This is a genomic window from Mycobacterium kyorinense (genome assembly GCF_002101735.1).
Taxonomy (GTDB): Bacteria; Actinomycetota; Actinomycetes; order Mycobacteriales; family Mycobacteriaceae; genus Mycobacterium; species Mycobacterium kyorinense.
This window is the reverse complement of record NZ_LQPE01000133.1, coordinates 39,373-63,113: the sequence shown is the minus strand read 5'-3', so window position 1 is coordinate 63,113 and position 23,741 is coordinate 39,373. Positions and strand designations below refer to the sequence as shown.

Below are 23,741 nucleotides of genomic sequence, written 5' to 3'. Positions count from 1 at the left end.
GCACGAACATGGGTCCGTGCAAGCAGCGTGCAACTACATCGGCGTGGCTCCGACGAGAACGGAGCCACCATGACCGTCGCACCACCAACGCGCCAGCAGATTCACTACGTCGAACAAGCGGTGACCCGGCTGCGCACGGGGTATCTGCGTGCCGCTGCCTACGCCAAGAGCGCCGAGCTGGACGCGCTCTACGCCGCGGCCGGTGATCTGCGCGCGATGAGCGACGCGCTGCGCGAGCTGCGCTTGGCCGCCGAGGACCGATGACCCGCAGGGGTCGGCTCCGTCCTGCCCTACAAATTTCCGCGATTGCAGCCCTGTAAGCGCCGCTATACTCCCGGCATGGTGCTGACCACCGATGTCGCCGTCCTTGCCAAAGAGGCCGCCAATTTCGAGCGGATCGCCGGGGAGCTAAAGAACGTCATCGCCCAAGTGGAGCGGACCGCCGCGGACCTGATGGGCAACCACTGGAAGGGTTTTGCCTCCGATGCCGCGCAGCAGGCGATTACCCGCTTCCAGCAGGCCGCCGAGGCCCAGGTTCGCGAACTCAACGACATCTCGACCAACGTTCACGCCGCGGGCGCGCAATACAGCGCCACAGACGACGAGCGGGCCGGGGCGGTAGCCGCAGCGATGGGCTCGGCGATGGGCGGCCCCACGAATGGCAACCCCGCACCCCAAGCCGTGCATCCGGCGGCAGCGAACGGGCACGGCGCCGCGACACCCCAAACCGCGCCGACGAACACTACCGGCAGTGGATTTAGTTATGGCGGGACGGCTCCCGGCGTCTACAAACACAGCACCGACGCGCCTAACTCCGTGCGCCTGGTGGACTTCAAGACAGACGGACCCGGCCCCGCGCCTACGCCCACGCCGACACCGGCACCGCCGCGGACGGGTGAGCCGATCAGGATGCCACCGCGCACCACACCGCCGCCGACCGTCATTACCGCCGCGCCGCCGGACGACGCCGGTCACGAACCAAAACCGGGATTCGAGGGTTGCAGCGGCTTAGAGCAGGCCCAGGATTTGGCCCTTATTCTTGGGGGTCTTGCGACCATCGGTGTGTCGATACCCGGTGAGACGGTTACGGGTGGTGCCGCCACCGCTGGCATCATCGGAGGCGGCACGATGGTCAGCGGCGGCGTGATCGGTTTGGATGAATGCAGCAAGTGATGTCATGGGTCTTGGCAGCGGCTTCGCTGGGCCTGCTGATCGGTCTTGTGGTACGCAGCGCAGCCCGGCGTAGTGGCCGCGATCCTGCTCACGGGGCCCGTCGAGTGCAAATCACTCAATACTGGTTTCTGGCGATGATGGCCGTGATTCTGACTATCGAAGTCATCAACAGTTCACGGCTCCGCTACCTCAACATCGCCATCCTGGCGTTTATCCCGGTCGCTTTGGCGTTCGATTGGTTCAGGGCTCGCCGCCGCCGAGCAGCGCGTTAGCGCGCCTCGTCCGTCATTGCGCGCACCACCGACAGCTTCCCGCGACGGCCGCGCGCCGACGCCGAGTGCAGCTCGTCGAGCAGAGTGTTGAGCACCTTCGACGCCGCCGGCTGGGCCGACAGCGCCCGCGGGTTGTCGAGGATGCGCGCCAGCGCCAGCACCATCGCCGCGGTGCCCGGCCTGTCGGCGACGGCGGGTAGGCTGTCCAGCTCGGCCGCTACCCCGCATTCGACCGGGCCAGGCTCACCGGTTGCGTGTGGAACACTGTCCGAACTGACCACCTTCAACGCCACCGGCGCACCGCCGGCGCGCCGCTGCCGGTATTGCTGTTGGTAGGTGTTGTTGGCGGCCGTGCAATCATCACAGCGGCAGCCGTCGTTGTAGCGTCTGCGGGTACCGTGCTTTGCTGCCATCGTTGCTCAAACCCGTTGTGTCAGTTCGCATTCCACGCGCAAGGTGTGCGCGAAACATGTTGTAACAGGGCTACTTACAACTCTGTGGGCGAAAAAATCCGGCAAGTCCTAGGTGCCATTTTTGGGGTTTGCTAGAGATTTGCATACCCCCTCCTACCTGCGGTAATGCTTCGGTTAGTGTTTGCTGTATTCAAGATCAACGGTGCTTTGCAGTGTCGGTCTGCTGATGAGATGCGTTGTGGCACAACGCATTTCGTTTTCGAATGACGTTGTGTTGCAACGTCTTTCACCAGTTTGCGGGAGTCTCGGCGTGCCCGACGCTGGTCGCGGCTCGGGGTCAAAGGAGTTTTTAAAGACCGTCGTGGCCGTGCCATCGCTGCAATGCCCAGCGGTCGCAGCGGTTGACGCCGGGCACGCCGAGATGCATTTCACTTGCCGGTGACGCGGCGCACCCAGCCGTTACGCTCCCAGTCCTGTGCTGTCGCTTCAGGAACGGTGAGTGTGTTGCCGTCGATGTAGATCGTGTCGTCGTCGTCAGCCATTACGGCTCACCTTCTCTCAGTCGGGTTCGGGGCGGCCGACCCCCCCGGCCCACCTGTGAACCGGCCGGGGGGGCGCCTCGAGGCCCCGGCGCACACGGTCGGCGGGCCAGGTGTTGCCGCCTCCATTGCGGGCCTGCGGAAGGTGGGGGGCTTCCACGCGACCCGCTGCGCGCCGGGGACAGTTCAATCAGCCGGGGAACGCGAACGAGACGGTCGCGGTACCCGAGCTGGTGATCCCGTACAGCGCAACGGGTTCGGCGCCGGTGGTGGGGAAGCGCACCGGCGTGTTGGCCGGCACCGGAAACCCGGTCGACGCCGTGACGCCCGCGCCGCCGATGAAAGCCGCGGCGCTGGAAGTGATCAGCACCCCGTCGTTGTCGGGGACCGGGCCTACTGTGCAGATCGGCGCGGCGGTGGTGCCGACGCTGACCTGTCCGGTCTGGTAGGGCATCTATTTGCCTTTCTGTGCGACGGGCAGTTCCTCCACCCATCTGGCTTTGATCCAAAGTTTCGTCGTGTCATCCAGCGGCACCTGGAGCACATCGCCGCCGGTGTGCGCGCTGCCGTTGTGCACCACCCGAAACGGTGCGTTGACCCGCACCTTCACTGTGGCGCTTGCTGTTTGGGTCACTAGCTTGCTCCCTTTATCTTCGTCGCCGATGAACACCAATTCGGGTTTTGCCACGATGTCTTTCTGGCCGAACGGCCAAACATCGTGTGCCACAACTTATTCCGTAGGCAATCCGGTGACGATGTTCAGCGCCGCCGGCCGCGGCACCGTCAACGCGATACGTTCCTCGACCCGGTAGGAATAGGTGTTGTTTGCCCATTGGGAGTCGCCGAACATGTTGAACTGCAACATCAAACCCCACCGGGTCCAGGCCACACCGCCGCCCGCCCTGATACTGGCGACGATGCCGGTACCCGCCGGGCACTGCGTCGTCTCGACCACAGGCACGCCCCAGATGTCGCCATTGGCCGGGTAGACACCTTGGGGAATGTAGGCGCCGCGGTCCATCTCGTCATCCGGACGGCCCACCACCGGCGAACCGTCGGCGCTGAACTTCGTCGGGCCGCCCGGCGCCAGCAGGTAGCGCCCCATGGAGTCCTTTTCGCGGCGCAGCGCGCCCCAGGTGGACGGATGGAGCACCACTAAATCGGGTTCGGCGAACGCGGGCCCGGTGCGCAGGTCGATGAACGATTTGTTCACCGCGTCCAACGGTGTGTCGGTACCGACGCTGCGCGTCAAGGTGCCCGAGGTGTTCAGCCATCCGTCGAACGTGGCATTGACCGGGCCGCCGGGAATCGAGTTCGTCGAGCCGGTCGTCGCCGCGATCAGGTAAAGGGATTCGGTGTTGACCAGTGAGCGGGTCAGCTCCATCGGCAACCACGAGGCCCACTGCGGATAGTCGGAGAAGTACTCCATGGAGATACTGGCGAGCGCGGCCAGCTTCTGCGGATAGACGACCCGCTCCTCGACCTGGGGGCCGATGTCGGGTTTGGTCGCACCCTCGCCGACTCCGGTCGCCTCCGTGGTGTTGCCGACGTGCTGAAGCCACGCCGCGGACGGCCCCTGCATCGCGGCTTGCATCAGATGCCCGAACAGCCGCGTCGGCTCATATCCCAACGCGACGAACTGCCCAGGGCTCATCACCGGCGGCAAGCTCCCGAGCCCGCCGGTGATACCGGATTCGAGCATCGGGCTCTTGGTGCTCACCTCGTCGGCGAAGCCCTTGGCACCGATTTCGATTTGCAGCGGGGTGCGCCGGCGGCCGGCCTCATACAGCTCCTTGAGCTGGCTTTCGGTGATGTCCAGCGGCGACGGCGGGCGCGCTCCCACGCTGAAGGCCTTGGTGTGCACAGGCCCGGCGCCGTACGCGGCCTCCTGGCGGCCCATGGCCTGTCCGGCCTTCTGGAACGCTTCACGTGTGGCCTTGAGCCGCTCGACTTCTTCGTAGGCGTCGTCAACGAAGTCGCTGTACGCCTTGGCGGAGATCCGGCCGGCGTCGAGCAGCCTCTTCCGGCGGGTCAGTTCGGCGTCGAGCTCCTGCGCCCGCCGGCGAACGTCATCGATGTTCATCGGGGTGTCCTTCGTTTGAACCGCACGTATTCGGCGCGGAAAAAGCATGGGGGAATCGCTCCGCGTGAATTGCTGGCGGTCGAAACGGTCGCGGCGGCCCGTCCGGGGCGGTCGCGGCGGTCGCGGCGGCGAGCGCATCGCGTTGCTGACCTAAAGTTACACCCTTGTGATTCGGCACTCAAGGCCATCACGACATGAACTCTCGCATCTCGTCCCAGGCCTGACGCCAGGTCGCTACGACCTCGCGGTCGGCCGCCTCATCGCCCGGCGCCAGCAGGATCGCCAACAGCTCGTCGGTGGCAAAGGTCAGCCGCCGGGCCGTCATCTCCAACGGCGACACCTGGCCGCGGGTGACGTCCCGCACCTTGACGCCCAGGTTCACCAGCGCGAACAGCGCGTCGGCACTGCACTGCGGCCAGTCGTGCTCGTCGAACGTGACGTGCTCGCCGATGCCGTGCAAGTAGGCGGTCAGCCAGGCGCGCTCAGGGTCGTAGAATGCGGTCATCAGAGTCTCATCCCATCGAATAAGCGTTCGGCCGGGGTGTCGAACAGATGTGCCCCGTTTGCGGCAGTGGCGTTTGCTGGGCGACAACAGCCGTGCGCCAACGCGCGTCGGGCCGCATGACTGACCAGGCCTTTTGGCGGGCATGTTTGCTGGAACAGTGTGGACGCGCGAAGTCCAATAGCATATAGCTCTTTGACCTGCGTAAATGCGATTAGCTGACACTATTAGACACGTCCTGTCGATAGTAAACTGAAAGCCTTACCATACGCCAAACTATGCCTCTGACCTGCACAAACCCTTTTCGGGAAAACCCGGCAAATGTTATATCTGGCCCGCAGGGTCGCGGCTGGGGCCTTTGCTGAGGGATTTTTATGCCCCCCTACCTGCGGTTTTACCGTAGCAAACTTTCTGTGGAGGGTTAGCTTGTTGACCCTCCGGGGTGGTCGGAGGGTTGGTTTCACCCTCCTGAACTGCGCGTTTGGGTCCTGTCTTAGTCACTTCCGGCCAGCAAACATTTGCCGTGCGGGAGGATGGTCGTTCAGTTAATCGAACGTGTGTCTTAGTCACTTCGAACGTGCGTTCGTGCTTAGTCACTTCTGCGACGGCTCGCTTAGTCACTTCTGGCTGTATGGCGTCGCGTGGTCGCTTAGTCACTTCTGGCCCGCGAACACGGCATTCGACGAGCCGGGAATCGGCCGCCAGCTCACTTGGGCTCAGCTCTGCGCTGCCACGCGGCGATCTGGCGTTGCTGCTTGAGTCGCTGCACCTTGCGTAGCTTGGGTGGCCTGGCGTTCAGGCGCGCGATCGCGGCGACGATCTTAGGCTTTGGGTCGGTCATCGCAACTTTTCCTCCTTCGGGGTGTGAGCCATTGGCGGCAGAACGGGCACATAAAGCCGCGGCGGCACACGCACGCTTTCTCGGCGTAGGCGGCCAGCCGGGACGACGATTGGTAGCGGCTCACCAGACGCTCCGCTCGTCGAGTGGGAAGCCATCGGGGTCGGTTGCCGGCGGCTCGTAGGCGGCGCCGGCGGCGAAGTACTCGGCGCACTCGTTCTCGTAGTCGTTGCGGGCCTCGCTTTCGGGCCATGCGCTTACGTAGTTTGGTTGCTTTTCTTCCTTGCCTTGCCTAGCCTGGCCTAGCCTGTGTAGTCCGCCTTCCGTTCCCTGGGGACTGTCCCCGGGGACGCTCCCGGGGACAGTCTTTTGAGCAGCACGCTTGCGCGCCTTCTTCTCGCGGTCGCGTGCGCGCACTCGGTCGAGCGCTTCCAGCTCCGAGCGCGTGGTCTGCGAGGCGGCAAAGTCGACAATTAGCCAGTGTGTGCCGCGGTGCGCCCATAGGCCGTTATCGACAAACGCCGCCACCGCGTCCGGGTCGAACCCTGGAATCACACATAGGTCTCCTGGCTCGACAATGCCGTCGGTGCGGTTGCACACCGCCCACGCGAGTGACTGGACGAACGACCGGTACTCGCTGTCCTTGAGCCGTTGCAATCGGCGATCGCATAGCCAGCGGTCGGGGAACCGGGCATCAGTCATGACGCCGCCTCGATAGGCTCGGCGATTTCGGCCAGCACGGCGGCTATTGAGGCCAGCACGGGCCGGTCGGCGTCGTCCGCGCAGCGCCACGCGCGGCGCAGTGCACCTAAAGCCGCCGACAACGCCACCGTGGGGCAATTCCCGCGGTGGTCCTGGCGGCTCGGGCGGTAGCTAGACCGTTGACTGCAGCGGTGGACCCACGGATCACGACAGCCGCACGGTAGGGGTTCCAGTCGTTGGGCAGCGCGTTGACGACGCCACCACGTTGCTGTGTGGCAGTACGGCACAAGGGCGGTAGACTTGGTGGCATCTCTGTCGGTACGAGAGGGCCGGTCTGGCTGGGCCGGCCTTTTTCGTCGTTCCGGGGGGCTCACACGGCACCGCCGCCGACCGGCACCAGCAGAGCTTCCAAGTCATCCAGACTTACCTTGAGCAGCCGCGGGCCGACTCGGTAGGCCGTTAGTCGACCGCTCGCGATATAGCGGCGCAGCGTCCGCGGGTGAACGTTCGCGATTTCCGCTGCGGCAGAAAGTGATTCAAGCCTCTTGGGCATGACAAACCTCCGAAAGGTTTGTCTCCTGCCCGTCAGAGAACTAAATTCCGCCCAAAGGACGAGGCTCTTACATGCGGGACGTTACCCGATTTTGCGGCCAGAGTATGACATGACAAGGCTCACCGGCGTGTCCTCGACTACCAATGGGACTGTGTCCACAGCCCCTCCCATTCTCCGCGACTGGTCAGCGTTACCTTCTTGCGCCCCTCTTGCGCGGCCTTGAATAGGGCGCCGGAGTCGACCGGATGGCCTGTCTTGCAACCCTGGCACCATATGTCGACCTGGCGAACTTCACCGACCGGAGGTCGCTCTTCGACTTTTGCGCCGCTTGCCCGGTAATAGCAAGCGTCCTGTGGCGATATGACTGCAGTCGGGTCCGTGGGACTGGTGTGCACCGAAGTCTGGTAGCTGAGGAGTAGCCCTTCCGCGTCGGTGGTGATCATGCCGAGCTGGTGCGCACCTTTTGATCGGCTGCAGAATATGCGGGTAACTACGCGCGGTTGAGTCACTTGAATTTTCCTTCCGCCAGTTTCGACAGCCGCTCGGCGATCTCGGCGTCGCGGCCCTCGGCGACATGCTGATACCGCAGCGCCATCTGCGGCGTGGTGTGCCCGAGCCGATGCATGAGTTCTGCTGTGGTGGCACCCGATTGGGCCGCCAAGACCGCGCCGACGTGGCGTAGATCATGCACCCGCAAGCCCGGTTTACCGATGGCGGCGCGGGCCTTCTCCCAATGCACCCGGTAGCGGTCGGCGCGCAGATGGGTGCCGTCGTCATCGGCGAACAGCAGCGAATCACCGGCGCGACCAACATGATTCTTCAGGTGCGCTTTGAGGACTGGCCGGATATGCGGGGGCACCGCCACGTCGCGGACGCCCGCCGCGGTCTTCGGCTCCCCCATGTAGAACTTGCCGGCGCGGTAGGTCACGGCGCGCCGAATGCGAAGCACGCTGCAATCGGCGCTGACGTCCTTGCGCCGCAGTTCGGAGGTCTCCCCCCAGCGCAGCCCGCACCACGCGGCCAGCACGACGCTGGCCCGCAATGCCGCGGGCATCTTGGCGGCCAGCCGGTCAACCTCGGCCGGGCTCAGTATCTCGACCTCGCGGCGACGCTTGGTTTGCATCGCCGCGCGGATACGGCACGGGTTGGCGTCGAGCACCTCGTCCTGGACGGCCGTGGCGCAGATCGCGTGCAGCAGCGCGTAGGCGTGCGCGTTGCGGGTCGAATGCTCAGCGCCGAGGCCGGCGTGCCAGGCGCGCACCTTGGCCGGGGTGAGCGTCACGATTTTGGCGTCGCCGAGCTCGGGCAGGATCAGCCGCTCAAGCATGGACTCGTAGAGCTGGCGGGTGCGCGGCCGCAAGTGCCGTTGCTCGATCCACCTGCCGGCGTAGCCGCGTAACGTCACCCCGTCGGAGCGCTCAGAGGCTCCCCAGGTGCCCAGGTCGATTTTGCGGCGCTCGGCGGCAAGCCAGCCTTCGGCGTCGACGCTGGCAGCGTAGGTCCGCGGGGCCTTGTGTAGTTTGCCGTCCGGTCCGGTGTAGGCGGCCTGCCAGCGACCGGACGGCAGCTGCCGCAACCGGCCGAACCCGCGGCGCTTGCCCATGTTATGTTGCCTTTCCCTGTGCAAGGTTCGTGCAACATGACTGTACCGCTATATCCGGCAGTGTCCTATACTGTCGCAGTGGTGAACGTGCCTAATATGCAGCTCAGAGCACACAAGCCGCAGCTAGAGAAACCAGCCACGCCGGAAGTCCTGTCAGGTTCGAATCCTGCCGGGGGCACCCATATTTCCGCAGGTCAGAAGGCTATCCGCGATTCGGTGTGACCTCTGTATGCACCCGGGCCCAGGAGTTGTTGCCGTAGCCCTTGGGGTTCCACAGTGATGCCGCCGATTCGGGCTGGGTGTTGCCGGCCGTGTCCCACGCGCGAGCCGTCACCGTCAGCGGTCCCGGCTCGGCGTTCACGGTCAGCGACCACTGCCGCCAGGCCCACCGGCTCAGCGCCGGCTCCAGCTTGGCTTGGCGCCAGGTGCGACCGTCGTCGAGAGACACATCGACGCGGGCGATGCCGTGGTCGCCGTCGGCAAGGGCATAACCCCGGATGGTCAGTGGCCCCGCGGGAACTTCGGCACAGTTCTCCGGAATGAGGATGTCGCAATTCAGCGCCACCGACGACAACGAGATGCCTTCCTCCGGTCCGGCGGTATCCGGATCGGCATCAGCCGGAAGGATTCGATACGCGACTGCTTGAAAGTAGTTGTGCGACGGCGTTTCTTGCACAGTGATCGCGCTGACCCATTTCACGCTGCGGGCACCGATGTACCCCGGTACCAATACCCGCACCGGACCGCCGTGGATCCGCGGAAGCGGTTGGCGGTTCATTTCCCAGACCAGCAGGACCTCGTCCGACATCGCCTTCGCCAACGGAATAGAGCCGCCGAAGGGCTGCGCCGGGAGGGCCAGCGGCGACACGTCTGGTGCAGCGAAGGCAACGTGCAAGCCGTCGACGCGACGGACGCCTGCGGCGTCGAGTACGTCGGCGAGCCGCACACCTCGCCACTCGGCGGTCGACGTCGCCCCCGGACCCCAAGGATCCTCGCCGACGATTTCGCGGATCTCGTTGAACTCGGCCCGACGGTTTCCCGCGCACTGCAGGGTCGCGACGACCGTCTGCGCACGAAATGTGCTGCTCAGCTCGTCGAAGGACAGGTTGAGCGGGGTGTCGACTAGCCCGTCGACTGCCAGCCGCCACTGGTCGGACGGGACGTCCGGGATCGGCCCGTGGTTGCGGCAGTAGAAGACGTCCATCGGGGTGATCTCGTCGCGGGCCAGCGCGGCGGGAGCCGCTTCCGCATTGAATGGGCACCGGCCGTGCACGATGGTGCTCGCGCTCTTACCCCACATCCATCCAGCTTGCCGCAAATCTAGGGGCGCGCCGAGTGTGCGGATTCATCCGCCGGCGGCGGCGTGTCGCGTACGAAACCGCACAATCGCCGCAAGGCGGGATCAGATGCCGGCAACCACCTCGGCTGCCCGGCGCAGCTGGTCCAGGTCGGAACTGGTTGGGATGAGCTGAATTTCGTCGGCGCCGATCGCGTCGAACTTCCGTAGCACCGCGACCAGTTCGTCGGCGCTGCCCGCAAATCCGGTCGTCGGCGCCATCGCGTCGACGTATTCGGCCGGTATCCAGTTCATGTAGCGGCGCAGGTGCCGATGCATCTGCTGCCGTGCGTCATCGGCGGCACCCAGCGCGAACCAGAACGACGTCGCCAGGTGAGGTTTCGGCTTGCCCGCCTCGGCCCACGCCGTCCGCGCCACGTCGAACAGCTCGTTTTGTTTGGCGGCGTCGAGGTCCAACGTGGTGCCGGCCAGCCCGTCGGCCCAGGCAGCCGCGCTGCGCACCGTCTTCGGGCCGATGGTGCCGACCAGCAGCGGCGGCCCACCAGGCTGAAGCGGCGCCGGACCGACCGGCAGCACCGACTCGGTGGTCTTCTCCCCCGCCCAGACGCGCTTCATCACCTCCACCCGCTCGGCCATGCCGCGCATCGTCTGCGTCGCCAGATCCGCGCCGACGGCTTCATAATCCTCAGTCCTGCCGCCTACCCCGATGCCGACCGTCAGCCGCCCACCACACAACATGTCGCCGGTCGCCAACGCCTTCGCCAGCATCACCGGGTCGTGCAACTGGGGAACGATCACCGTCGTCACCAACCGCACCCGATCGGTCCACGCGCTCAGCGCGCCCAGCAGTGTCAAGGCCTCGGGGTTGTCGAATGCGATGCGCTCACCCCAGCACAGTGACGAAAACGGGCCCTCGTCGATCGCCTGCGCCCAGTCGCGGAGCACATGTGCGTCCAAGTCCGGTTCCATCACCGGCATGGTCATCCCTATCTGCACGACCGTGATTCTGGCAGCATGTCGCGCGTGGGCATCACCGCAACCTCTATCGCGCATGTCCGGCTCACCGTCACCGATATCGAGCGATCTCGGCAGTTTTACGAGAGCGTCTTCGGCTGGCCGGTTTTGATCGAACTGCCCGACGACGCCGACGAGGCCACTCGCAGCCGCCTGGGGTTTCTGTTCGGCGGCGTCATCTACGACCTGGGGGGCGCACTGATCGGGCTACGGCCGGTTGCCAGCGATCGTTTCGACGAGGACCGCGTGGGCTTGGACCACATCGCGTTCCGGTGCGCTGACAGAGACGAATTAGAGGCAGCGGCAAAGCATCTCGATGAGCTCGGTGTCCATCACGAGCCGGTCAAGGACATCGGCCCGTCGTACATCCTGGAGTTCCGCGACCCGGACAACATCGCGTTGGAGCTGACAGCGCCGAAGTAGCCGCCACCCCTCCGCGAGCGTGCACAGAATGACATCAGATACGGCGTGTCGACGTACAAACACGCACGCTCGCGCCGAGATAAGGAGAAGCAAGATGCCTATCGCTTTGAACCACACCATCGTCGCCGCGCGCGACAAGCGGGAGTCGGCCGAGTTTCTCACCGAGCTGTTCGGGCTGCCCGATCCGGTGCCGTTCGGCCAATTCCTGACCGTCAAACTCGAGCACGGCGTCGACCTCGACTACGCCGACGTTGCCGAGGGAGACGACATCCGGCCCCAGCACTATGCCTTCCTGGTCTCCGAGGACGACTTCGACGCGATCTATGGAAAGATCCAATCGCGCGGAATCCAGCACTGGGCCGACCCCGCCGCCAAACGCCCCGGCGAGATCAACCACAACGACGGCGGCCGCGGGGTCTACTTCCAAGATCCCGGCGGCCATTTCCTGGAGATCATCACCCGGCCCTACGGCTCGGGTGGGTGAGCGCCAACTATCGCGGGCCGTGGCGCTTGCGTTCCTGGTCGCGATAGGCGTCGGCGAGTTGACCGACGTGCTTGGGCAAAGCGCCGGCGGCGACGTCGGCAACCGTCGTTTCCTCTAATACCGAGCGCATGCTCGCCCGCAGCGCCCGCCAGACGTCGGTGAGTGCCGCGGTGGGACCGGAATAGGGCAGGTCGCCGAGACCGATGTCGCGCACGCTGGCCAGCGGCCCGTCGATGCAGCGCAACACGTCGGCGATGCTGATCTCGGTGGCCGGACGCGCTAATTCGTAGCCGCCGTCGCGGCCTCGGTGGCTGCGCACCAGCCGATCGGTGCGCAGGTCCGACAGGATGTCGACCAGAAACTGTGGCGGGATCCCTTGGGCGTTCGCCAGGTCTTCGGTCTTGACCAGCGTGCCGCTGTCGGCGGTTGCGAGCTGCACCATCGCCCGCACTGCGTACTCCGCCTTGGCCGACATCCGCATTCTGGCGATTCTGCCACCGCGGCATGAAGCGCCGAGGTTAGCCAGTGACCGCCAGCACGGCTTCGGCGTATTCGGGGCGGCACACCACCAGATCCGGCAGCAGCGGGTCGCTCTGGTTGTAGGCCAGCGCCGACCCGTCGATCCGCGAGGTGTGCAGACCGGCGGCGCGCGCCACCGCGACCGGTGCAGCCGAATCCCATTCGTACTGTCCACCGGCGTGAACGTAGACGTCGGCGCGCCCTTGGATGACCGCGGCGACTTTGGCTCCGGCCGATCCCATTTCCACCAGCGTGCCGCCGAGGTGGTCGCGCGCCTGCAGTGCGATCGCCGGCGGACGAGTGCGGGAGACCACCACCCGGGGCGGCCCCGGATGCAGCGACGGCGATGTGACGTCGGGTGTGGCCAGCGTGACGCCCTGCGCGGGCAGCGCGACGGCGCCCGCGACGAGTTCGCCGGATTGCCACAGCGCGACGTGCACGGCCCAGTCCTCGCGGCCGAGTTCGGAGAACTCGCGGGTGCCGTCCAGCGGGTCGACGATCCACACCCGCTCGGAATTCAGCCGCACCCGGTTGTCGGCGCCCTCTTCGGACAGCACCGCGTCAGCGGGCCGCTCGCGCTCCAGGGCCTCCATCAGGAAATCGTGGGACCGCTTGTCCCCCGCGGCTTTTCGCTCGGCCCCGGTTGCTGCGGCAAATTCCTCGCGCACCGCAAGCAGCAGCTGACCCGCCTGGGTGGCCAGCCGCGCCGCCAGCTCGTGGTCGGTCACCTGCGCGACTCGAGCAGGTCGAGGACTCGCTCGGCCTGCTCGTCGACCGACATTCCGGGTGTCAGGCGCAGATCCGGGTTCTTGGGCCGCTGATACGGGCTGTCGATACCGGTGAAATGGGTGATCTCACCGGTACGCGCCTTCGCGTAAAGCCCCTTGGGATCCCGCTTTTCGCAGTCCTCGATCGGGGTGTCGCAGAACACCTCGAAGAAGTCGAGCCCGGCCTCGGCATGCACCTGCCGGGCCAGCTCGCGGTGCTCGGCGAGCGGGCTGATTGCCGGCACCAGCACGGTGTGCCCGGAATCGGCGAGCAGCGTCGCGACATGCGCCAGGCGGCGCAGGTTCTCGGCGCGGTCGGCCATCGAGAAGCCCAGGTCGGCGTTCAGACCGTGGCGCAGGTTGTCGCCGTCGAGAACGTAAGCGGGAACGTCGTTTTCGAGTAGCTTTCGCTCGACGAGCATGGCCACCGAAGACTTGCCCGAACCGGACAGTCCGGTGAACCACACGGTGCGGCCTCGCGCCATCCGGTCTTCGGCGGTCACCAGCGACTTGTGCCGCACGGTGTTGGGACTCGACGTGCGCCCGGCGACGTCGCGCAGCACCATGCCCGCGGCCACGGTGCCATTGGTGGCCGGGTCGATCAGGATGAACGACCCGGTGCTGGCGTTGCGGGTGTATTCGTCGAGCAGCAGCGGCACCTGGGTGCGCAGCGAGATGCGGCCAAGTTCGTTGAGGTTCAACGCCGTTGCGCTCTTGTCACGGTGCAGCGTGTTGACGTCCAGGCGGTAGTCCAGCCCGGTGACGATCGCCCGCGTGGTGCGGGTGGTGTGCTTGACGAGGTATTCGCGGCCCGCCTCCAGCGCCGAGCCGTCGGCCATCCAGCAGACCGTCGCGTCGAACTCCTGGGTGACGCGCGGCTGGTTGCTGGTGCGGGCGATCATGTCGCCGCGCGAGATGTCGATGTCGTCGGCGAGTCGCACCGCGACCGCCATCGGCGGAAACGCTTCGTCCACCGGCCCGGTGGGCCCCTCGATCTCGGTGATGCGGCTGGTCTTACCTGCCGGCAGCACGATCACCTCGTCGCCGGGACGCATCACCCCGCTGGCCACCGAGCCTGCGTAGCTGCGGTAGTCGTGATGCTCGCGGGTCTGGGGCCGGATGACGTACTGCACCGGGAAGCGGACGTCGACCAGGTTGCGGTCACCGGCGATGAACACCTCCTCGAGGTGCGACAGCAACGCCGGTCCGTCGTACCACGGCGTCTTGTCGGACTTGGTCACCACGTTGTCGCCGTGCAGCGCCGACATCGGTATGGCGAGCACGTCATGCACATCGAGGCGCGTGGCGAAGGCATGGAAATCGTCGCGAATGGCCTCGAATTTTTCCTTGTCCCAGTCGATCAGGTCCATCTTGTTGACCGCGAGCACGATGTGCTCGATGCCCAGCAGCGACGCCAAGAAGGTGTGCCGGCGCGACTGCTCGAGCAGACCGTGGCGGGCATCGACGAGCACGATCGCGAGTTGGGCAGTGGATGCCCCGGTCACCATGTTGCGGGTGTACTGAACGTGGCCGGGCGTGTCGGCGATGATGAATTTCCGCTTGGGCGTGGCGAAATAGCGGTAGGCGACATCGATCGTGATGCCCTGCTCACGTTCGGCGCGCAGCCCGTCGGTGACCAGCGCCAGGTCGGTGTAGTCGTGGCCGCGTTGCTTCGACGTGGCTTCGACCGAGGCCCACTGGTCTTCCATAACGGCCTTGGAGTCATACAGCAGCCGCCCGATCAACGTGGACTTGCCGTCGTCGACGGAGCCGGCCGTTGCGATACGCAGCAATGTCGTCATCAGAAGTACCCCTGCCGCTTGCGGTCTTCCATGCCTGCCTCGGAGATCCGGTCGTCGGCCCGAGTCGCCCCCCGCTCGGTCAGCCGCGACACCGCCGTCTCGGCGATTACCTCCGCCACCGTCGCCGCCGTCGACTCCACACACCCGGTACAGGTGACGTCGCCGACGGTGCGGAACCGGACCGTCGCTTCGAACACCTCCTCGTCGGCGCGGGGCTGCATGTGCCGGTGTACGGCCAGCAGCATGCCGTCGCGCTCGAACACCTTGCGCCGGTGGGCGAAGTAGATCGACGGCAACGTGACCTTCTCGGCGCCGATGTAGGACCAGACGTCGAACTCGGTCCAGTTCGACAGCGGGAACACGCGGATGTGCTCGCCCTTGTGGTGGCGGCCGTTGTAGAGGTTCCACAGCTCGGGTCGCTGGGCCTTGGGATCCCACTGGCCGAACTCGTCGCGGAAGCTGAACACCCGCTCCTTGGCGCGCGCCTTCTCCTCGTCGCGCCGGGCGCCGCCGAAGGCCGCGTCGAACTTGTTCTCGCGGATGGCGCGCAGCAGCGTCACGGTCTGGATCGGGTTGCGCGACGGGATGGTCTCGACGACGCGGCCGGCGTCGATGTCGTCTTGCACTTTCGCCACGATCAACCGCGCCCCGGTCTGCTTGACCAGCTCGTCGCGGGTGGCGATGACCTCGTCGAAGTTGTGGCCGGTGTCGACGTGCATCACCGGGAACGGCAGCCGGCCCGGGCGGAACGCCTTGAGCGCCAGGTGCAGCATCACGATCGAGTCCTTGCCGCCGGAGAACAGCAGCACCGGGCGTTCGAACTCGGCGGCCACCTCGCGAATGATGTGGATGGCCTCGGCCTCCAGGGAGCGCAGATGGCTCAATTCGTACTGCCCGGCCGTCGGGCCGGCTGTTGCTTGGCTTGTCATAAGGCTCCCGTGATTCCCGGTAAAGTTGGCTAGATTGGCCAGATTTATGAGCGTTACCGTGAATTTACCGAGATGGGGCCGGAGCTGTCAACGGCCCCCGCCGAACAGACGCAGACTCGCACGATTCGGTGCCCGAACGTGCGAGTCTGCGTCTGTTCGGGCTAGAGGGTGACCTCGTCGAGCTTGCCGGTGGCGACGTCGAACACGAAGCCGCGCAGCGACTCGTGCTTGGTGACGAACGGGTTGGCCTCGATGCGACGCAGCGACTGGCGGACGTCCTCGGCGGGGTCCGGGAAGGCCTCGGCGGCCCAGGCGGGTTTGATGCCGATCTCGTCCTGGATGGCGCGCTTGAAGTCGTCGTCGGTGAAGGTGAGCATCCCGCAGTCGGTGTGGTGAATGAGGATGATCTCGCGGGTGCCCAGCAACCGCTGGCTGATCGCCAGTGAACGGATTGCGTCGTCGGTGACGACGCCGCCGGCGTTGCGGATGACGTGCGCCTCGCCCTCTTTGATCCCGAGCGCGCGGTAGACATCGAGGCGGGCATCCATGCATGCGACGATCGCCACGTGTTTGCTCGGCGGCATCGGCAGCGGGCCGTTGAAGGAGCTCGCGTATTGGGCGTTGTTGGCCAGATAGTCGTCGGTAACCGTCACGCCAATCTCCTTGCATTGTTTGCTGGATCGAGCATTTCGGGTGGCTGATTCTAACAATTCGCGCGTTGCCGATCACCGGTACGAATCAGTCGGATCGCATCTGTTCGCGGCGGTTGGCACGCACATCTCTTACCCTGTGCCCATGCGACACGGGCGAGGCCGGACGGCATGATCCGCTTCTTGGCCCGTCGCTTGCTGAACTATCTCGTGCTGCTGACGCTGGCGTCGTTCTTGGCGTTCTGCCTGGCGTCGGTGACGTTTCATCCGCTGGACAGTTTCGTCCAGCGTCACCCGCAGCCTCCGCCGGAAGCCATCCATGCCAAAGTCGTTGAGCTCGGCCTGGATAAACCCGTACCCATCCGGTACGCCAACTGGGTTTCCGGCGCGGTCCGCGGCGACTTCGGCGCCACGGTGACCGGCCATCCCGTCTCCGAGGAGCTGTGGCGGCGGATCGGGGTCAGTCTGCGCCTGGTGGTGATCGGCTCTGTGCTGGGCACGGTGATCGGCGTCGTGGTGGGGGCCTGGGGAGCGATCCGGCAATATCAGCTGAGCGACCGGGTGATCACCGTGCTGTCCTTGATCGTCCTGAGCATTCCGTCGTTCGTGCTGGCGGGACTGCTCATCTTGGCCGGGCTCCGAGTCAACATGCTCACCGGCGTGAGGATTTTCCTCTACACCGGCGAGACCTCGCCGATTCCGTTCGGCGGCGCATGGGACAGGATCGTCGACCGCATTCAGCACATCGTTTTGCCGACTCTGACGCTCGCGCTGGGAGCGATCGCGGGTTTCAGTCGCTACCAGCGCAACGCGATGCTCGACGTGCTGGGTGAGGATTTCATCCGGACCGCTCGTGCCAAGGGCCTGACCCGCCGGCGTGCGCTGTTCAAGCACGGCCTGCGGACCGCGCTGATTCCGATGGCCACCTTGTTCGCGTACGGCGTGAGCGGCCTGGTCGTCGGCGCGGTGTTCGTCGAGAAGATCTTCGGCTGGCACGGCATAGGCGACTGGGTGGTGCAAGGCATCTCGACTCAGGACACCAACGTCGTCGTCGCGATCACGGTATTCACCGGAGCGGCGATTCTGGTCGCCGGACTGCTCTCGGACGTCATCTACGCGATGCTGGATCCCAGGATTCGGGTGTCATGACGCAAGAGACGACGGCAGTCCGGTCCGGTGTTCACCCGGCTGCTTTCACGTCGCGGCGAAATCTGTTGGTACGCCGGTTCATCCGCAACAAGCCGGCGGTGGTGGCATTGGTTCTGCTGGCGGTGTTGTTCGTCGGCTGCTATGCGCTGCCGCCGCTACTCCCCTACAGCTACACCGCGTTGGACTACGGCGCGCTGCTGCAGCCGCCGTCGCTGCGGCACTGGTTCGGCACCAACGCGCTCGGCCAGGATCTGTTGGCGCGCACGCTGCGGGGCATGCAGAAGTCGATGCTGATCGGCTTCTGTGTGGCGGTGATTTCGACCAGCATCGCCGCGACGGTCGGGTCGGTGGCGGGCTACTTCGGCGGCTGGCGCGACCGGGTGTTGATGTGGCTGGTGGATCTTCTGCTGGTGGTGCCGAGCTTCATCCTGATCGCGATCGTCACGCCGCGGACCAAACAGTCGAGCAGCATTCTGTGGCTGATCGTGCTGCTCGCCGCGTTCGGCTGGATGGTCAGCTCGCGGATGGTGCGCGGGCTGACGATGAGCCTGCGGGAGCGCGAATTCGTCCGCGCGGCACGGTACATGGGAGTGTCGAGCCGCCGCATCATCGTCGGGCACATCGTGCCGAACGTCGCCTCGATCCTCATCATCGACGCGACGCTCAACGTGGGATTCGCGATCCTGGCCGAAACCGGGCTGAGTTTCCTGGGATTCGGTGTCCAGCCTCCCGACGTGTCGCTGGGCACGCTGATCGCCGACGGCACACCGTCGGCCACCACATTCCCGTGGGTCTTCCTGTTTCCGGCCGGGGCGCTGGTGCTGATCGTGTTGTGCGCCAACCTTGCCGGCGACGGTCTGCGCGACGCGCTGGATCCGGGCAGCGGAGCCGCGCGCCGCAGAAAGCGGCGCGCGAAATGACCGCGCTGCTCGAGGTGACCGACTTGACCGTCACCTTCGAAACCGAGGACGTGGTGGTGCCCGCGGTGCGCGGCACGAGCTACCACATCAACCCCGGCGAAGTGGTCGCCATCGTCGGGGAATCCGGTTGCGGCAAAACCACTGCCGCGATGGCCGTCGTCGGACTGCTGCCGGAATACGCGCGGGTTTCGGGATCGGTACGGCTGCACGGCGACGAATTGCTTACGCTGGGCGACCAGGCGATGTCGCGGATCCGCGGCAAGACGATCGGCACCGTGTTCCAAGACCCGATGTCGGCGCTGACGCCCGTCTACACCATCGGCGACCAGATCGCCGAGGCCATCGAGGTCCACCACCGCGGGATCAGCCGAGCCGAGGCCCGCAAGCGCGCCGTCGAGCTGCTCGAGTTGGTCGGCATTGCGCAGCCGCAGCGTCGCGCAAAGGCCTTCCCGCACGAGCTGTCCGGCGGTGAACGCCAGCGGGTGGTGATCGCGATCGCTATCGCCAACGATCCCGACCTGCTGATCTGCGACGAGCCGACCACCGCATTGGACGTCACCGTGCAGGCACAGATCCTCGACGTGCTGCGAACCGCGCGCGACGTGACCGGCGCCGGAGTACTGATCATCACCCACGACTTGGGCGTGGTGTCGGAGTTCGCCGATCGGGCGCTGGTCATGTATGCCGGACGCCCGGTCGAGATCGCCGCCGTCGACGAGCTTTACCGTGACCGCCGGATGCCCTACACCGTCGGGCTGCTGGGTTCGGTGCCGCGCCTCGATGCCCCACAGGGCACCAGGCTGATTCCGATCCCCGGCGCGCCTCCGACGATGACGTCGCTGACGCCGGGCGTCTGCACATTTGCCCCGCGCTGCCCACTGGCGATCGACGAATGCCGTTCAGCCGAACCGGATCTCGTCGCGATTGCCGACGGCCACCGAGCGGCCTGCATCCGCACCGACTATGTCGCCGGCCGCAGTGCGGCCGAGATCTACGGCGTGTCAACCGGACCGGACACCGTCGATACCGCGACCGAAGAACCGCCGGTGGTGGTGCAAGTAGCCGATCTGGTCAAGACCTATCCGCTGACCAAAGGTGCCGTTTTCCGCAGGCGGGTGGGCGAGGTGCGTGCGGTCGACGGCGTCAGCTTCACGCTGGAGCAGGGCCGCACGCTGGGCATCGTCGGCGAATCCGGTTCGGGCAAATCGACGACGCTGTCTCAGATTCTCGACCTCGCCAGGCCCCAGGCCGGCTCCATCGAGGTTCTCGGTGCTGACGTTGCAGCTCTTGACTCGGCTGCCCGCCGCAAGCTGCGCACCGAGCTGCAGGTGGTGTTTCAGGACCCGGTCGCGTCGCTGGACCCCCGACTGCCGGTCTTCGATGTCATCGCTGAACCGTTGGTGGCCAATGGGTTTGACAGGCGCCGCTGCGAGGAGCGGGTCGCCGAGCTGCTGGCCGTCGTCGGGCTGGACAATGCCGACGCCAGCCGTTATCCCGCCGAGTTCTCCGGCGGGCAGAAGCAGCGGATCGGCATCGCGCGGGCTCTCGCCCTACAACCGAAGATCCTTGCGCTCGACGAGCCGGTGTCGGCGCTCGACGTGTCGATCCAGGCGGGGATCATCAACCTGCTGCTTGACCTGCAGACGCAATTCGGATTGTCGTATCTGTTTGTCTCGCATGATCTTTCGGTGGTGAAGCACCTGGCTCACCGGGTCGCGGTGATGTACAAGGGAACGATCGTCGAACAGGGCGACGGCGAGCAGGTTTTCACCAATCCACAGCACGAATACACCCGACGGCTCCTGGCCGCGGTCCCGCGGGCACACGCCGAGGTTTCCGATGGCTAGCCGGCTCGCGGTGCTGCTGGTGCTGATGCTGGTAGTCGTCACCGGCTGCTCGAACGGGTATCGGGACCTTCCGCAGACGCACGCCGCGCGGGTCGGCAGCACCAGCGACATCAACCCAAGAGACCCGGCGACGCTGCGCGACGGCGGCAACCTGCGGCTTGCGCTGACATCCTTCCCGGAAAACTTCAACGAGCTCAACATCGACGGCAACACCGCCGACGTCGGTTCCATTGTGTCGCCGACGCTTCCGGGCGCGTTCATCACCCAGCCCGACGGCTCGCTGAAACTCAACACCGACTACTTCACCGATGTCGAGTTGACCAGCACCACCCCGCAGGTCGTCACCTACACCATCAACCCGAAGGCAGTGTGGAGCGACGGCACCCCGATCACCTGGGAAGACCTCAAGTCCGAGGTCGACGCGTGCAGCGGTCGCGACAAGCGCTACTTGATCGCCAGTAGAGCCGGATTCGAGCGGGTGAAGTCGGTGACTCGCGGCGTGGACGACCGCCAGGCGGTGGTCACTTTCGCCGAGCCGTACGCGGAGTGGCGAGGCATGTTCGCCGGCGGCATGCAACCACGCAGCATGACCGCGAACCCGGAGGTGTTCAACAAGGGCCAACTGAACGCCCCCGGCCCGTCGGCCGGACCGTTCATCGTGACCACGATCGACCGCACCGCGCAACGCATTGTGCTGACCCGCAATCCGCGTTGGTGGGGCGCCAAACCGCGGCTGGACTCGATCACCTTCCTGGTGCTCGACGCCGCCGCCGTCATCCCGGCCCTGCAGAACAACGCGATCGATGCTGCCGGGGTGGGCACCCTCGACGACATGGTCACCGCTCAGCGCACTCCGGGGATCGTGATCCGCACCGCGCCGGCGCCCACCTGGTACCACCTCACCTTCAACGGGGCACCCGGATCGATCCTGGCCGACGAGAAGCTGCGGCTGGCGATTTGCCGCGGCATCGACCGCCAGGCGATCGTCGACGTGGTCCAGCACGGTCTGACCGGTCGTCCGGCGCCGCTGGACAACCACGTCTACGTCGCCGGCCAGGTGGGCTACCAAAACAACAGCGCCCCAGGCGCTTACAATCCCGACCAGGCCCGCCGGGATTTGGATGCGCTGGGCTGGAAGCTCAATGGGGCGGTGCGGGAGAAGGACGGCAAACAGCTGGTGATCCGCGACGTGTTCTACGACGGGCAGTCGGCCCGGCAGATCGCGTTGGTGGCTCAGCAGAACCTGGCGCAGATCGGTGTCAAGCTGCTGCTCGATCCCAAGCCCGGCACCGGATTCTTCAGCCAGCACGTGGCCGTCGGCGACTTCGACATCACCCAATTCGGTTGGGTGGGCAACGCTTTCCCGCTCTCTGCGCTGCCGCAGATCTACACCTCCGACGGGGACAGCAATTTCGGCAAGATCGGCAATCCGCAGATCGACGCCAAGATCGAACAGACGCTGTCCGAACTGGATCCGGACAAGGCGCGTGCGCTGGCCAACGAGGTCGACATGATGATCTGGCGGGAAGGCTTCAACCTGCCGCTGTTCCAGTCACCCGGCGACATCGCGGTGCGCAGCACGCTAGCCAACTACGGCGCGCACGGGCTGGCCGACGTGGTCTACACCGCGATCGGGTTCACCCGGTAGTGACGAGCAGATCGGCGGCCTTCTCGCCGATCAGCACCGCCGGCGCGTGGGTGTGCCCGCGGATGATGCTCGGCATCACCGACGCGTCGGCCACCCGCAGCGCCTCCACACCGCGGACCCGTAGGTGCGGGTCGACGACGCTGGCATCGTCGTCGCCCATCCGGCAGGTGCTCACCGGGTGGTACAGGGTGTGCGAGCAGGTGTTGAGCGCCTCTTCGAGGGTGGCCTCGTCCAGTTCGGTGGCACCCTGTGGTCGGGCGATGGCGCCGAGCAGACCCTTCAGCGGCGGCGTTTTGGCCATCTTCGCGCAGATCCGCAGGCCGGCCATCATCGTGGCGCGGTCGACGCCGTCGGGGTCCGACAGATAGCGCGGATCGATGATCGGCTTGGCGAGCGGGTCGGCGGATCGCAGCAGGATCTGTCCGCGGCTGTGCGGCTTGAGCAGGATCGGCCCGAATACCACTGCGTGCCTGGTGTACGGCTCGCCGATTCCCTCGTCGAAGTAGGGCGCCGGCGCGAAAATCAGCTCCAGATCGGGCAGCTCCAACTCGGGCTTGCTGCGGACAAAGCCGTACGCCTCGCCGACATTGGACGTCAGCATGCCGCGGCGCCGCAGCAGATAGTTGACAAGCTGCATGGGCTTTTCGGCGACGAAAAGGCTGTCCTGCTCGACGTCGAAGCCCAGCGGGGTGACAAGGTGGTCGCGCAGGTTCTGCCCCACCTCCGGCGCGTGGTGCACGGTCTCGATGCTGTGCTCGTCGAGGTGGTCGGAATCGCCGATGCCGGAGAGCATCAACAGCTGCGGTGTGTTGATCGCGCCGCCGCACAGCACCACCTCGCGGCGGGCGTGGGCGATGCGGCGCTGGCCGTCCTGGTCGAATTCCACCCCGGTTGCGCGGTTGCCGTCGAAGAGGACTCGGGTGGCGGTGGCCTCGGTGAGCACGTCGAGGTTCTTGCGGCGCAGGACAGGTTTGAGGTAGGCGTCGGCGGTGCTCCACCGGGCACCCCTGCGCTGGGTGACGACGGTTTCGCAGAATCCTTCCGGCGCAGCGGAATTCGGGTGGGCGCTGACGAATCCGCATTCTCGCGCGGTGGTCAGCCAGGCCGCGGTCGAGCTGCGCGGGCTGCGCTGGCGGGAGAGAGTCAGCGGACCGGTCACGCCGCTCTCGTCGCCGCTGACGAAATGCCAAGCGTCGGCGACGTTTTCGATGCGGCGAAAGTAGCTCAGCGCCTCGGCGTAGGACCATTCCGGCCCCGCCGCGGTGGCCCACTCGTCGTAGTCGGCGCCGAATCCGCGTACCCACATCATCGCGTTCATCGAGGACGACCCGCCGAGCATCTTGCCGCGGGGCCAATAAATCTCGCGGCCGGCCAGCTCCTTCTGCGGCTCCGTCAGGTAATCCCAGTCCACCTCGGTGCGGAACAGCTTGGAGAACGCCGCCGGGATGCGGATGAACTTGTTGGCGTCGCGCGGGCCCGCCTCGAGCGCCACCACCGAGACGGCCGGGTCGGCGCTGAGCCGATTCGCGAGCACCGCGCCCGCCGACCCCGTGCCGACGACCACGTAATCGCAGTTCAAGTCCATCGCTCACCCCCTGTTGCGGGTGAGTGTAT

The 23,741-nt window shown here is 65.9% G+C and carries 26 protein-coding genes; 9 read left to right on the top strand and 17 right to left on the bottom strand.

Annotation, left to right across the window (positions count from 1 at the left end; translation table 11 throughout):
• Positions 1–69: 69 nt before the first annotated feature.
• The 3 genes from AWC14_RS16335 to AWC14_RS28270 all read left to right on the top strand — a co-directional run bounded on the left by AWC14_RS16335 (position 70) and on the right by AWC14_RS28270 (position 1,445).
• A complete protein-coding gene (locus AWC14_RS16335) occupies positions 70–264 on the top strand; it encodes a hypothetical protein (RefSeq protein ID WP_045380119.1) in 195 nt (64 codons plus the stop codon).
• Between the two features lie 75 nt (positions 265–339).
• On the top strand, positions 340–1,173 hold the full coding sequence (locus tag AWC14_RS30095) for a WXG100 family type VII secretion target (protein ID WP_069601515.1): 834 nt from the start codon (positions 340–342) through the stop codon (positions 1,171–1,173).
• Positions 1,161–1,445 (top strand): hypothetical protein, encoded by a 285-nt coding sequence (locus tag AWC14_RS28270; protein ID WP_142281725.1) that lies wholly within the window; start codon positions 1,161–1,163, stop codon positions 1,443–1,445. The genes AWC14_RS30095 and AWC14_RS28270 overlap by 13 nt, the downstream gene beginning before the upstream one ends.
• Here the strand turns inward: AWC14_RS28270 and AWC14_RS16325 are convergent.
• The 11 genes from AWC14_RS16325 to AWC14_RS16280 form a co-directional block, all read right to left on the bottom strand.
• Entirely contained in the window at positions 1,442–1,858 is a 417-nt protein-coding gene (locus tag AWC14_RS16325; protein WP_085241356.1) for a hypothetical protein, read from the bottom strand. The two genes, AWC14_RS28270 and AWC14_RS16325, sit on opposite strands and share 4 nt — an antisense overlap.
• Positions 1,859–2,587: 729 nt before the next feature.
• Positions 2,588–2,851: a hypothetical protein gene (locus AWC14_RS16320; protein WP_045380125.1), complete on the bottom strand. Its 264-nt coding sequence runs from the start codon at positions 2,849–2,851 to the stop codon at positions 2,588–2,590.
• The gene (locus AWC14_RS16315; RefSeq protein WP_045380128.1) at positions 2,852–3,124 is read right to left on the bottom strand and encodes a hypothetical protein; all 273 of its coding nucleotides are present in this window, start codon (positions 3,122–3,124) and stop codon (positions 2,852–2,854) included.
• A gap of 3 nt (positions 3,125–3,127) precedes the next feature.
• Positions 3,128–4,480, bottom strand: coding sequence for a phage major capsid protein (locus AWC14_RS16310; protein ID WP_045380131.1), 1,353 nt, complete (start codon positions 4,478–4,480; stop codon positions 3,128–3,130).
• A 187-nt stretch (positions 4,481–4,667) separates the two neighbouring features.
• On the bottom strand, positions 4,668–4,985 hold the full coding sequence (locus AWC14_RS16305; RefSeq protein WP_045380134.1) for a hypothetical protein: 318 nt from the start codon (positions 4,983–4,985) through the stop codon (positions 4,668–4,670).
• Between the two features lie 703 nt (positions 4,986–5,688).
• Complete coding sequence (locus tag AWC14_RS29980) at positions 5,689–5,823, bottom strand: hypothetical protein (RefSeq protein WP_268811716.1); 135 nt, start codon at positions 5,821–5,823, stop codon at positions 5,689–5,691.
• Between the two features lie 120 nt (positions 5,824–5,943).
• Positions 5,944–6,522 carry a hypothetical protein gene (locus AWC14_RS16300; protein ID WP_069601516.1) on the bottom strand — a complete coding sequence of 193 codons (579 nt, stop codon included), beginning with the start codon at positions 6,520–6,522 and terminating at the stop codon, positions 5,944–5,946.
• 370 nt (positions 6,523–6,892) lie between these two features.
• Positions 6,893–7,075 (bottom strand): helix-turn-helix domain-containing protein, encoded by a 183-nt coding sequence (locus AWC14_RS16295; protein WP_045380137.1) that lies wholly within the window; start codon positions 7,073–7,075, stop codon positions 6,893–6,895.
• A 505-nt stretch (positions 7,076–7,580) separates the two neighbouring features.
• On the bottom strand, positions 7,581–8,678 hold the full coding sequence (locus tag AWC14_RS16290; RefSeq protein ID WP_045380140.1) for a tyrosine-type recombinase/integrase: 1,098 nt from the start codon (positions 8,676–8,678) through the stop codon (positions 7,581–7,583).
• 202 nt (positions 8,679–8,880) lie between these two features.
• Positions 8,881–9,978, bottom strand: coding sequence for a sulfite oxidase (locus tag AWC14_RS16285; protein ID WP_057003249.1), 1,098 nt, complete (start codon positions 9,976–9,978; stop codon positions 8,881–8,883).
• Positions 9,979–10,080: 102 nt separating this feature from the next.
• Entirely contained in the window at positions 10,081–10,959 is an 879-nt protein-coding gene (locus AWC14_RS16280) for an LLM class flavin-dependent oxidoreductase (protein ID WP_045380143.1), read from the bottom strand.
• Positions 10,960–10,998: 39 nt separating this feature from the next.
• Between AWC14_RS16280 and AWC14_RS16275 the strand changes: the two genes are divergently transcribed.
• Both AWC14_RS16275 and AWC14_RS16270 read left to right on the top strand, forming a co-directional pair.
• Entirely contained in the window at positions 10,999–11,412 is a 414-nt protein-coding gene (locus AWC14_RS16275; RefSeq protein WP_142281724.1) for a VOC family protein, read from the top strand.
• Between the two features lie 94 nt (positions 11,413–11,506).
• The gene (locus tag AWC14_RS16270) at positions 11,507–11,896 is read left to right on the top strand and encodes a VOC family protein (protein ID WP_057003250.1); all 390 of its coding nucleotides are present in this window, start codon (positions 11,507–11,509) and stop codon (positions 11,894–11,896) included.
• 7 nt (positions 11,897–11,903) lie between these two features.
• Here AWC14_RS16270 and AWC14_RS16265 read toward each other — a convergent pair whose 3' ends face one another.
• The 5 genes from AWC14_RS16265 to AWC14_RS16245 all read right to left on the bottom strand — a co-directional run bounded on the left by AWC14_RS16265 (position 11,904) and on the right by AWC14_RS16245 (position 16,566).
• Positions 11,904–12,377, bottom strand: coding sequence for an Rrf2 family transcriptional regulator (locus AWC14_RS16265; RefSeq protein ID WP_045380152.1), 474 nt, complete (start codon positions 12,375–12,377; stop codon positions 11,904–11,906).
• Positions 12,378–12,414: 37 nt separating this feature from the next.
• Entirely contained in the window at positions 12,415–13,143 is a 729-nt protein-coding gene (locus AWC14_RS16260) for a 3'(2'),5'-bisphosphate nucleotidase CysQ (protein ID WP_045380154.1), read from the bottom strand.
• Entirely contained in the window at positions 13,140–14,984 is a 1,845-nt protein-coding gene (cysC, locus tag AWC14_RS16255; protein ID WP_045380156.1) for an adenylyl-sulfate kinase, read from the bottom strand. Before cysC ends, AWC14_RS16260 begins: the two co-directional genes overlap by 4 nt.
• Positions 14,984–15,913: a sulfate adenylyltransferase subunit CysD gene (cysD, locus tag AWC14_RS16250; protein WP_045380158.1), complete on the bottom strand. Its 930-nt coding sequence runs from the start codon at positions 15,911–15,913 to the stop codon at positions 14,984–14,986. Before cysD ends, cysC begins: the two co-directional genes overlap by 1 nt.
• 161 nt (positions 15,914–16,074) lie before the next feature.
• Entirely contained in the window at positions 16,075–16,566 is a 492-nt protein-coding gene (locus AWC14_RS16245; protein WP_045380160.1) for a beta-class carbonic anhydrase, read from the bottom strand.
• A 168-nt stretch (positions 16,567–16,734) separates the two neighbouring features.
• On the opposite strand from AWC14_RS16245, the gene AWC14_RS16240 reads away from it, so the two are divergent.
• The 4 genes from AWC14_RS16240 to AWC14_RS16225 are packed head-to-tail and all read left to right on the top strand — an operon-like array spanning position 16,735 to position 22,127.
• On the top strand, positions 16,735–17,712 hold the full coding sequence (locus AWC14_RS16240; protein ID WP_045380162.1) for an ABC transporter permease: 978 nt from the start codon (positions 16,735–16,737) through the stop codon (positions 17,710–17,712).
• Positions 17,709–18,632, top strand: a complete 924-nt coding sequence (locus AWC14_RS16235) for an ABC transporter permease (RefSeq protein ID WP_057003251.1) — start codon at positions 17,709–17,711, stop codon at positions 18,630–18,632. The genes AWC14_RS16240 and AWC14_RS16235 overlap by 4 nt, the downstream gene beginning before the upstream one ends.
• Positions 18,629–20,479: a dipeptide ABC transporter ATP-binding protein gene (locus AWC14_RS16230; protein WP_045380165.1), complete on the top strand. Its 1,851-nt coding sequence runs from the start codon at positions 18,629–18,631 to the stop codon at positions 20,477–20,479. The genes AWC14_RS16235 and AWC14_RS16230 overlap by 4 nt, the downstream gene beginning before the upstream one ends.
• Positions 20,472–22,127, top strand: coding sequence for an ABC transporter family substrate-binding protein (locus tag AWC14_RS16225; RefSeq protein WP_045380166.1), 1,656 nt, complete (start codon positions 20,472–20,474; stop codon positions 22,125–22,127). Before AWC14_RS16230 ends, AWC14_RS16225 begins: the two co-directional genes overlap by 8 nt.
• On the opposite strand, the gene AWC14_RS16220 is transcribed toward AWC14_RS16225, so the two are convergent.
• Complete coding sequence (locus tag AWC14_RS16220; protein ID WP_045380168.1) at positions 22,117–23,712, bottom strand: GMC family oxidoreductase; 1,596 nt, start codon at positions 23,710–23,712, stop codon at positions 22,117–22,119. The two genes, AWC14_RS16225 and AWC14_RS16220, sit on opposite strands and share 11 nt — an antisense overlap.
• Between the last annotated feature and the right edge of the window lie 29 nt (positions 23,713–23,741).

What these genes read in the sequence shown, in the direction of transcription:
- AWC14_RS16280 (WP_045380143.1), bottom strand. Translation starts at nt 10,959, where the DNA reads ATGACCATGCCGGTGATGGAACCGGACTTGGACGCACATGTGCTCCGC.
- AWC14_RS29980 (WP_268811716.1), bottom strand. Translation starts at nt 5,823, where the DNA reads ATGACCGACCCAAAGCCTAAGATCGTCGCCGCGATCGCGCGCCTGAAC.
- AWC14_RS16265 (WP_045380152.1), bottom strand. Translation starts at nt 12,377, where the DNA reads ATGCGGATGTCGGCCAAGGCGGAGTACGCAGTGCGGGCGATGGTGCAG.
- AWC14_RS16310 (WP_045380131.1), bottom strand. Translation starts at nt 4,480, where the DNA reads ATGAACATCGATGACGTTCGCCGGCGGGCGCAGGAGCTCGACGCCGAA.
- AWC14_RS16270 (WP_057003250.1), top strand. Translation starts at nt 11,507, where the DNA reads ATGCCTATCGCTTTGAACCACACCATCGTCGCCGCGCGCGACAAGCGG.
- AWC14_RS16230 (WP_045380165.1), top strand. Translation starts at nt 18,629, where the DNA reads ATGACCGCGCTGCTCGAGGTGACCGACTTGACCGTCACCTTCGAAACC.
- AWC14_RS16305 (WP_045380134.1), bottom strand. Translation starts at nt 4,985, where the DNA reads ATGACCGCATTCTACGACCCTGAGCGCGCCTGGCTGACCGCCTACTTG.
- AWC14_RS28270 (WP_142281725.1), top strand. Translation starts at nt 1,161, where the DNA reads ATGCAGCAAGTGATGTCATGGGTCTTGGCAGCGGCTTCGCTGGGCCTG.
- AWC14_RS16335 (WP_045380119.1), top strand. Translation starts at nt 70, where the DNA reads ATGACCGTCGCACCACCAACGCGCCAGCAGATTCACTACGTCGAACAA.
- AWC14_RS16220 (WP_045380168.1), bottom strand. Translation starts at nt 23,712, where the DNA reads ATGGACTTGAACTGCGATTACGTGGTCGTCGGCACGGGGTCGGCGGGC.
- AWC14_RS16225 (WP_045380166.1), top strand. Translation starts at nt 20,472, where the DNA reads ATGGCTAGCCGGCTCGCGGTGCTGCTGGTGCTGATGCTGGTAGTCGTC.
- cysC (WP_045380156.1), bottom strand. Translation starts at nt 14,984, where the DNA reads ATGACGACATTGCTGCGTATCGCAACGGCCGGCTCCGTCGACGACGGC.
- AWC14_RS16320 (WP_045380125.1), bottom strand. Translation starts at nt 2,851, where the DNA reads ATGCCCTACCAGACCGGACAGGTCAGCGTCGGCACCACCGCCGCGCCG.
- AWC14_RS30095 (WP_069601515.1), top strand. Translation starts at nt 340, where the DNA reads ATGGTGCTGACCACCGATGTCGCCGTCCTTGCCAAAGAGGCCGCCAAT.
- cysD (WP_045380158.1), bottom strand. Translation starts at nt 15,913, where the DNA reads ATGACAAGCCAAGCAACAGCCGGCCCGACGGCCGGGCAGTACGAATTG.
- AWC14_RS16325 (WP_085241356.1), bottom strand. Translation starts at nt 1,858, where the DNA reads ATGGCAGCAAAGCACGGTACCCGCAGACGCTACAACGACGGCTGCCGC.
- AWC14_RS16235 (WP_057003251.1), top strand. Translation starts at nt 17,709, where the DNA reads ATGACGCAAGAGACGACGGCAGTCCGGTCCGGTGTTCACCCGGCTGCT.
- AWC14_RS16295 (WP_045380137.1), bottom strand. Translation starts at nt 7,075, where the DNA reads ATGCCCAAGAGGCTTGAATCACTTTCTGCCGCAGCGGAAATCGCGAAC.
- AWC14_RS16285 (WP_057003249.1), bottom strand. Translation starts at nt 9,978, where the DNA reads ATGTGGGGTAAGAGCGCGAGCACCATCGTGCACGGCCGGTGCCCATTC.
- AWC14_RS16290 (WP_045380140.1), bottom strand. Translation starts at nt 8,678, where the DNA reads ATGGGCAAGCGCCGCGGGTTCGGCCGGTTGCGGCAGCTGCCGTCCGGT.
- AWC14_RS16300 (WP_069601516.1), bottom strand. Translation starts at nt 6,522, where the DNA reads ATGACTGATGCCCGGTTCCCCGACCGCTGGCTATGCGATCGCCGATTG.
- AWC14_RS16240 (WP_045380162.1), top strand. Translation starts at nt 16,735, where the DNA reads ATGATCCGCTTCTTGGCCCGTCGCTTGCTGAACTATCTCGTGCTGCTG.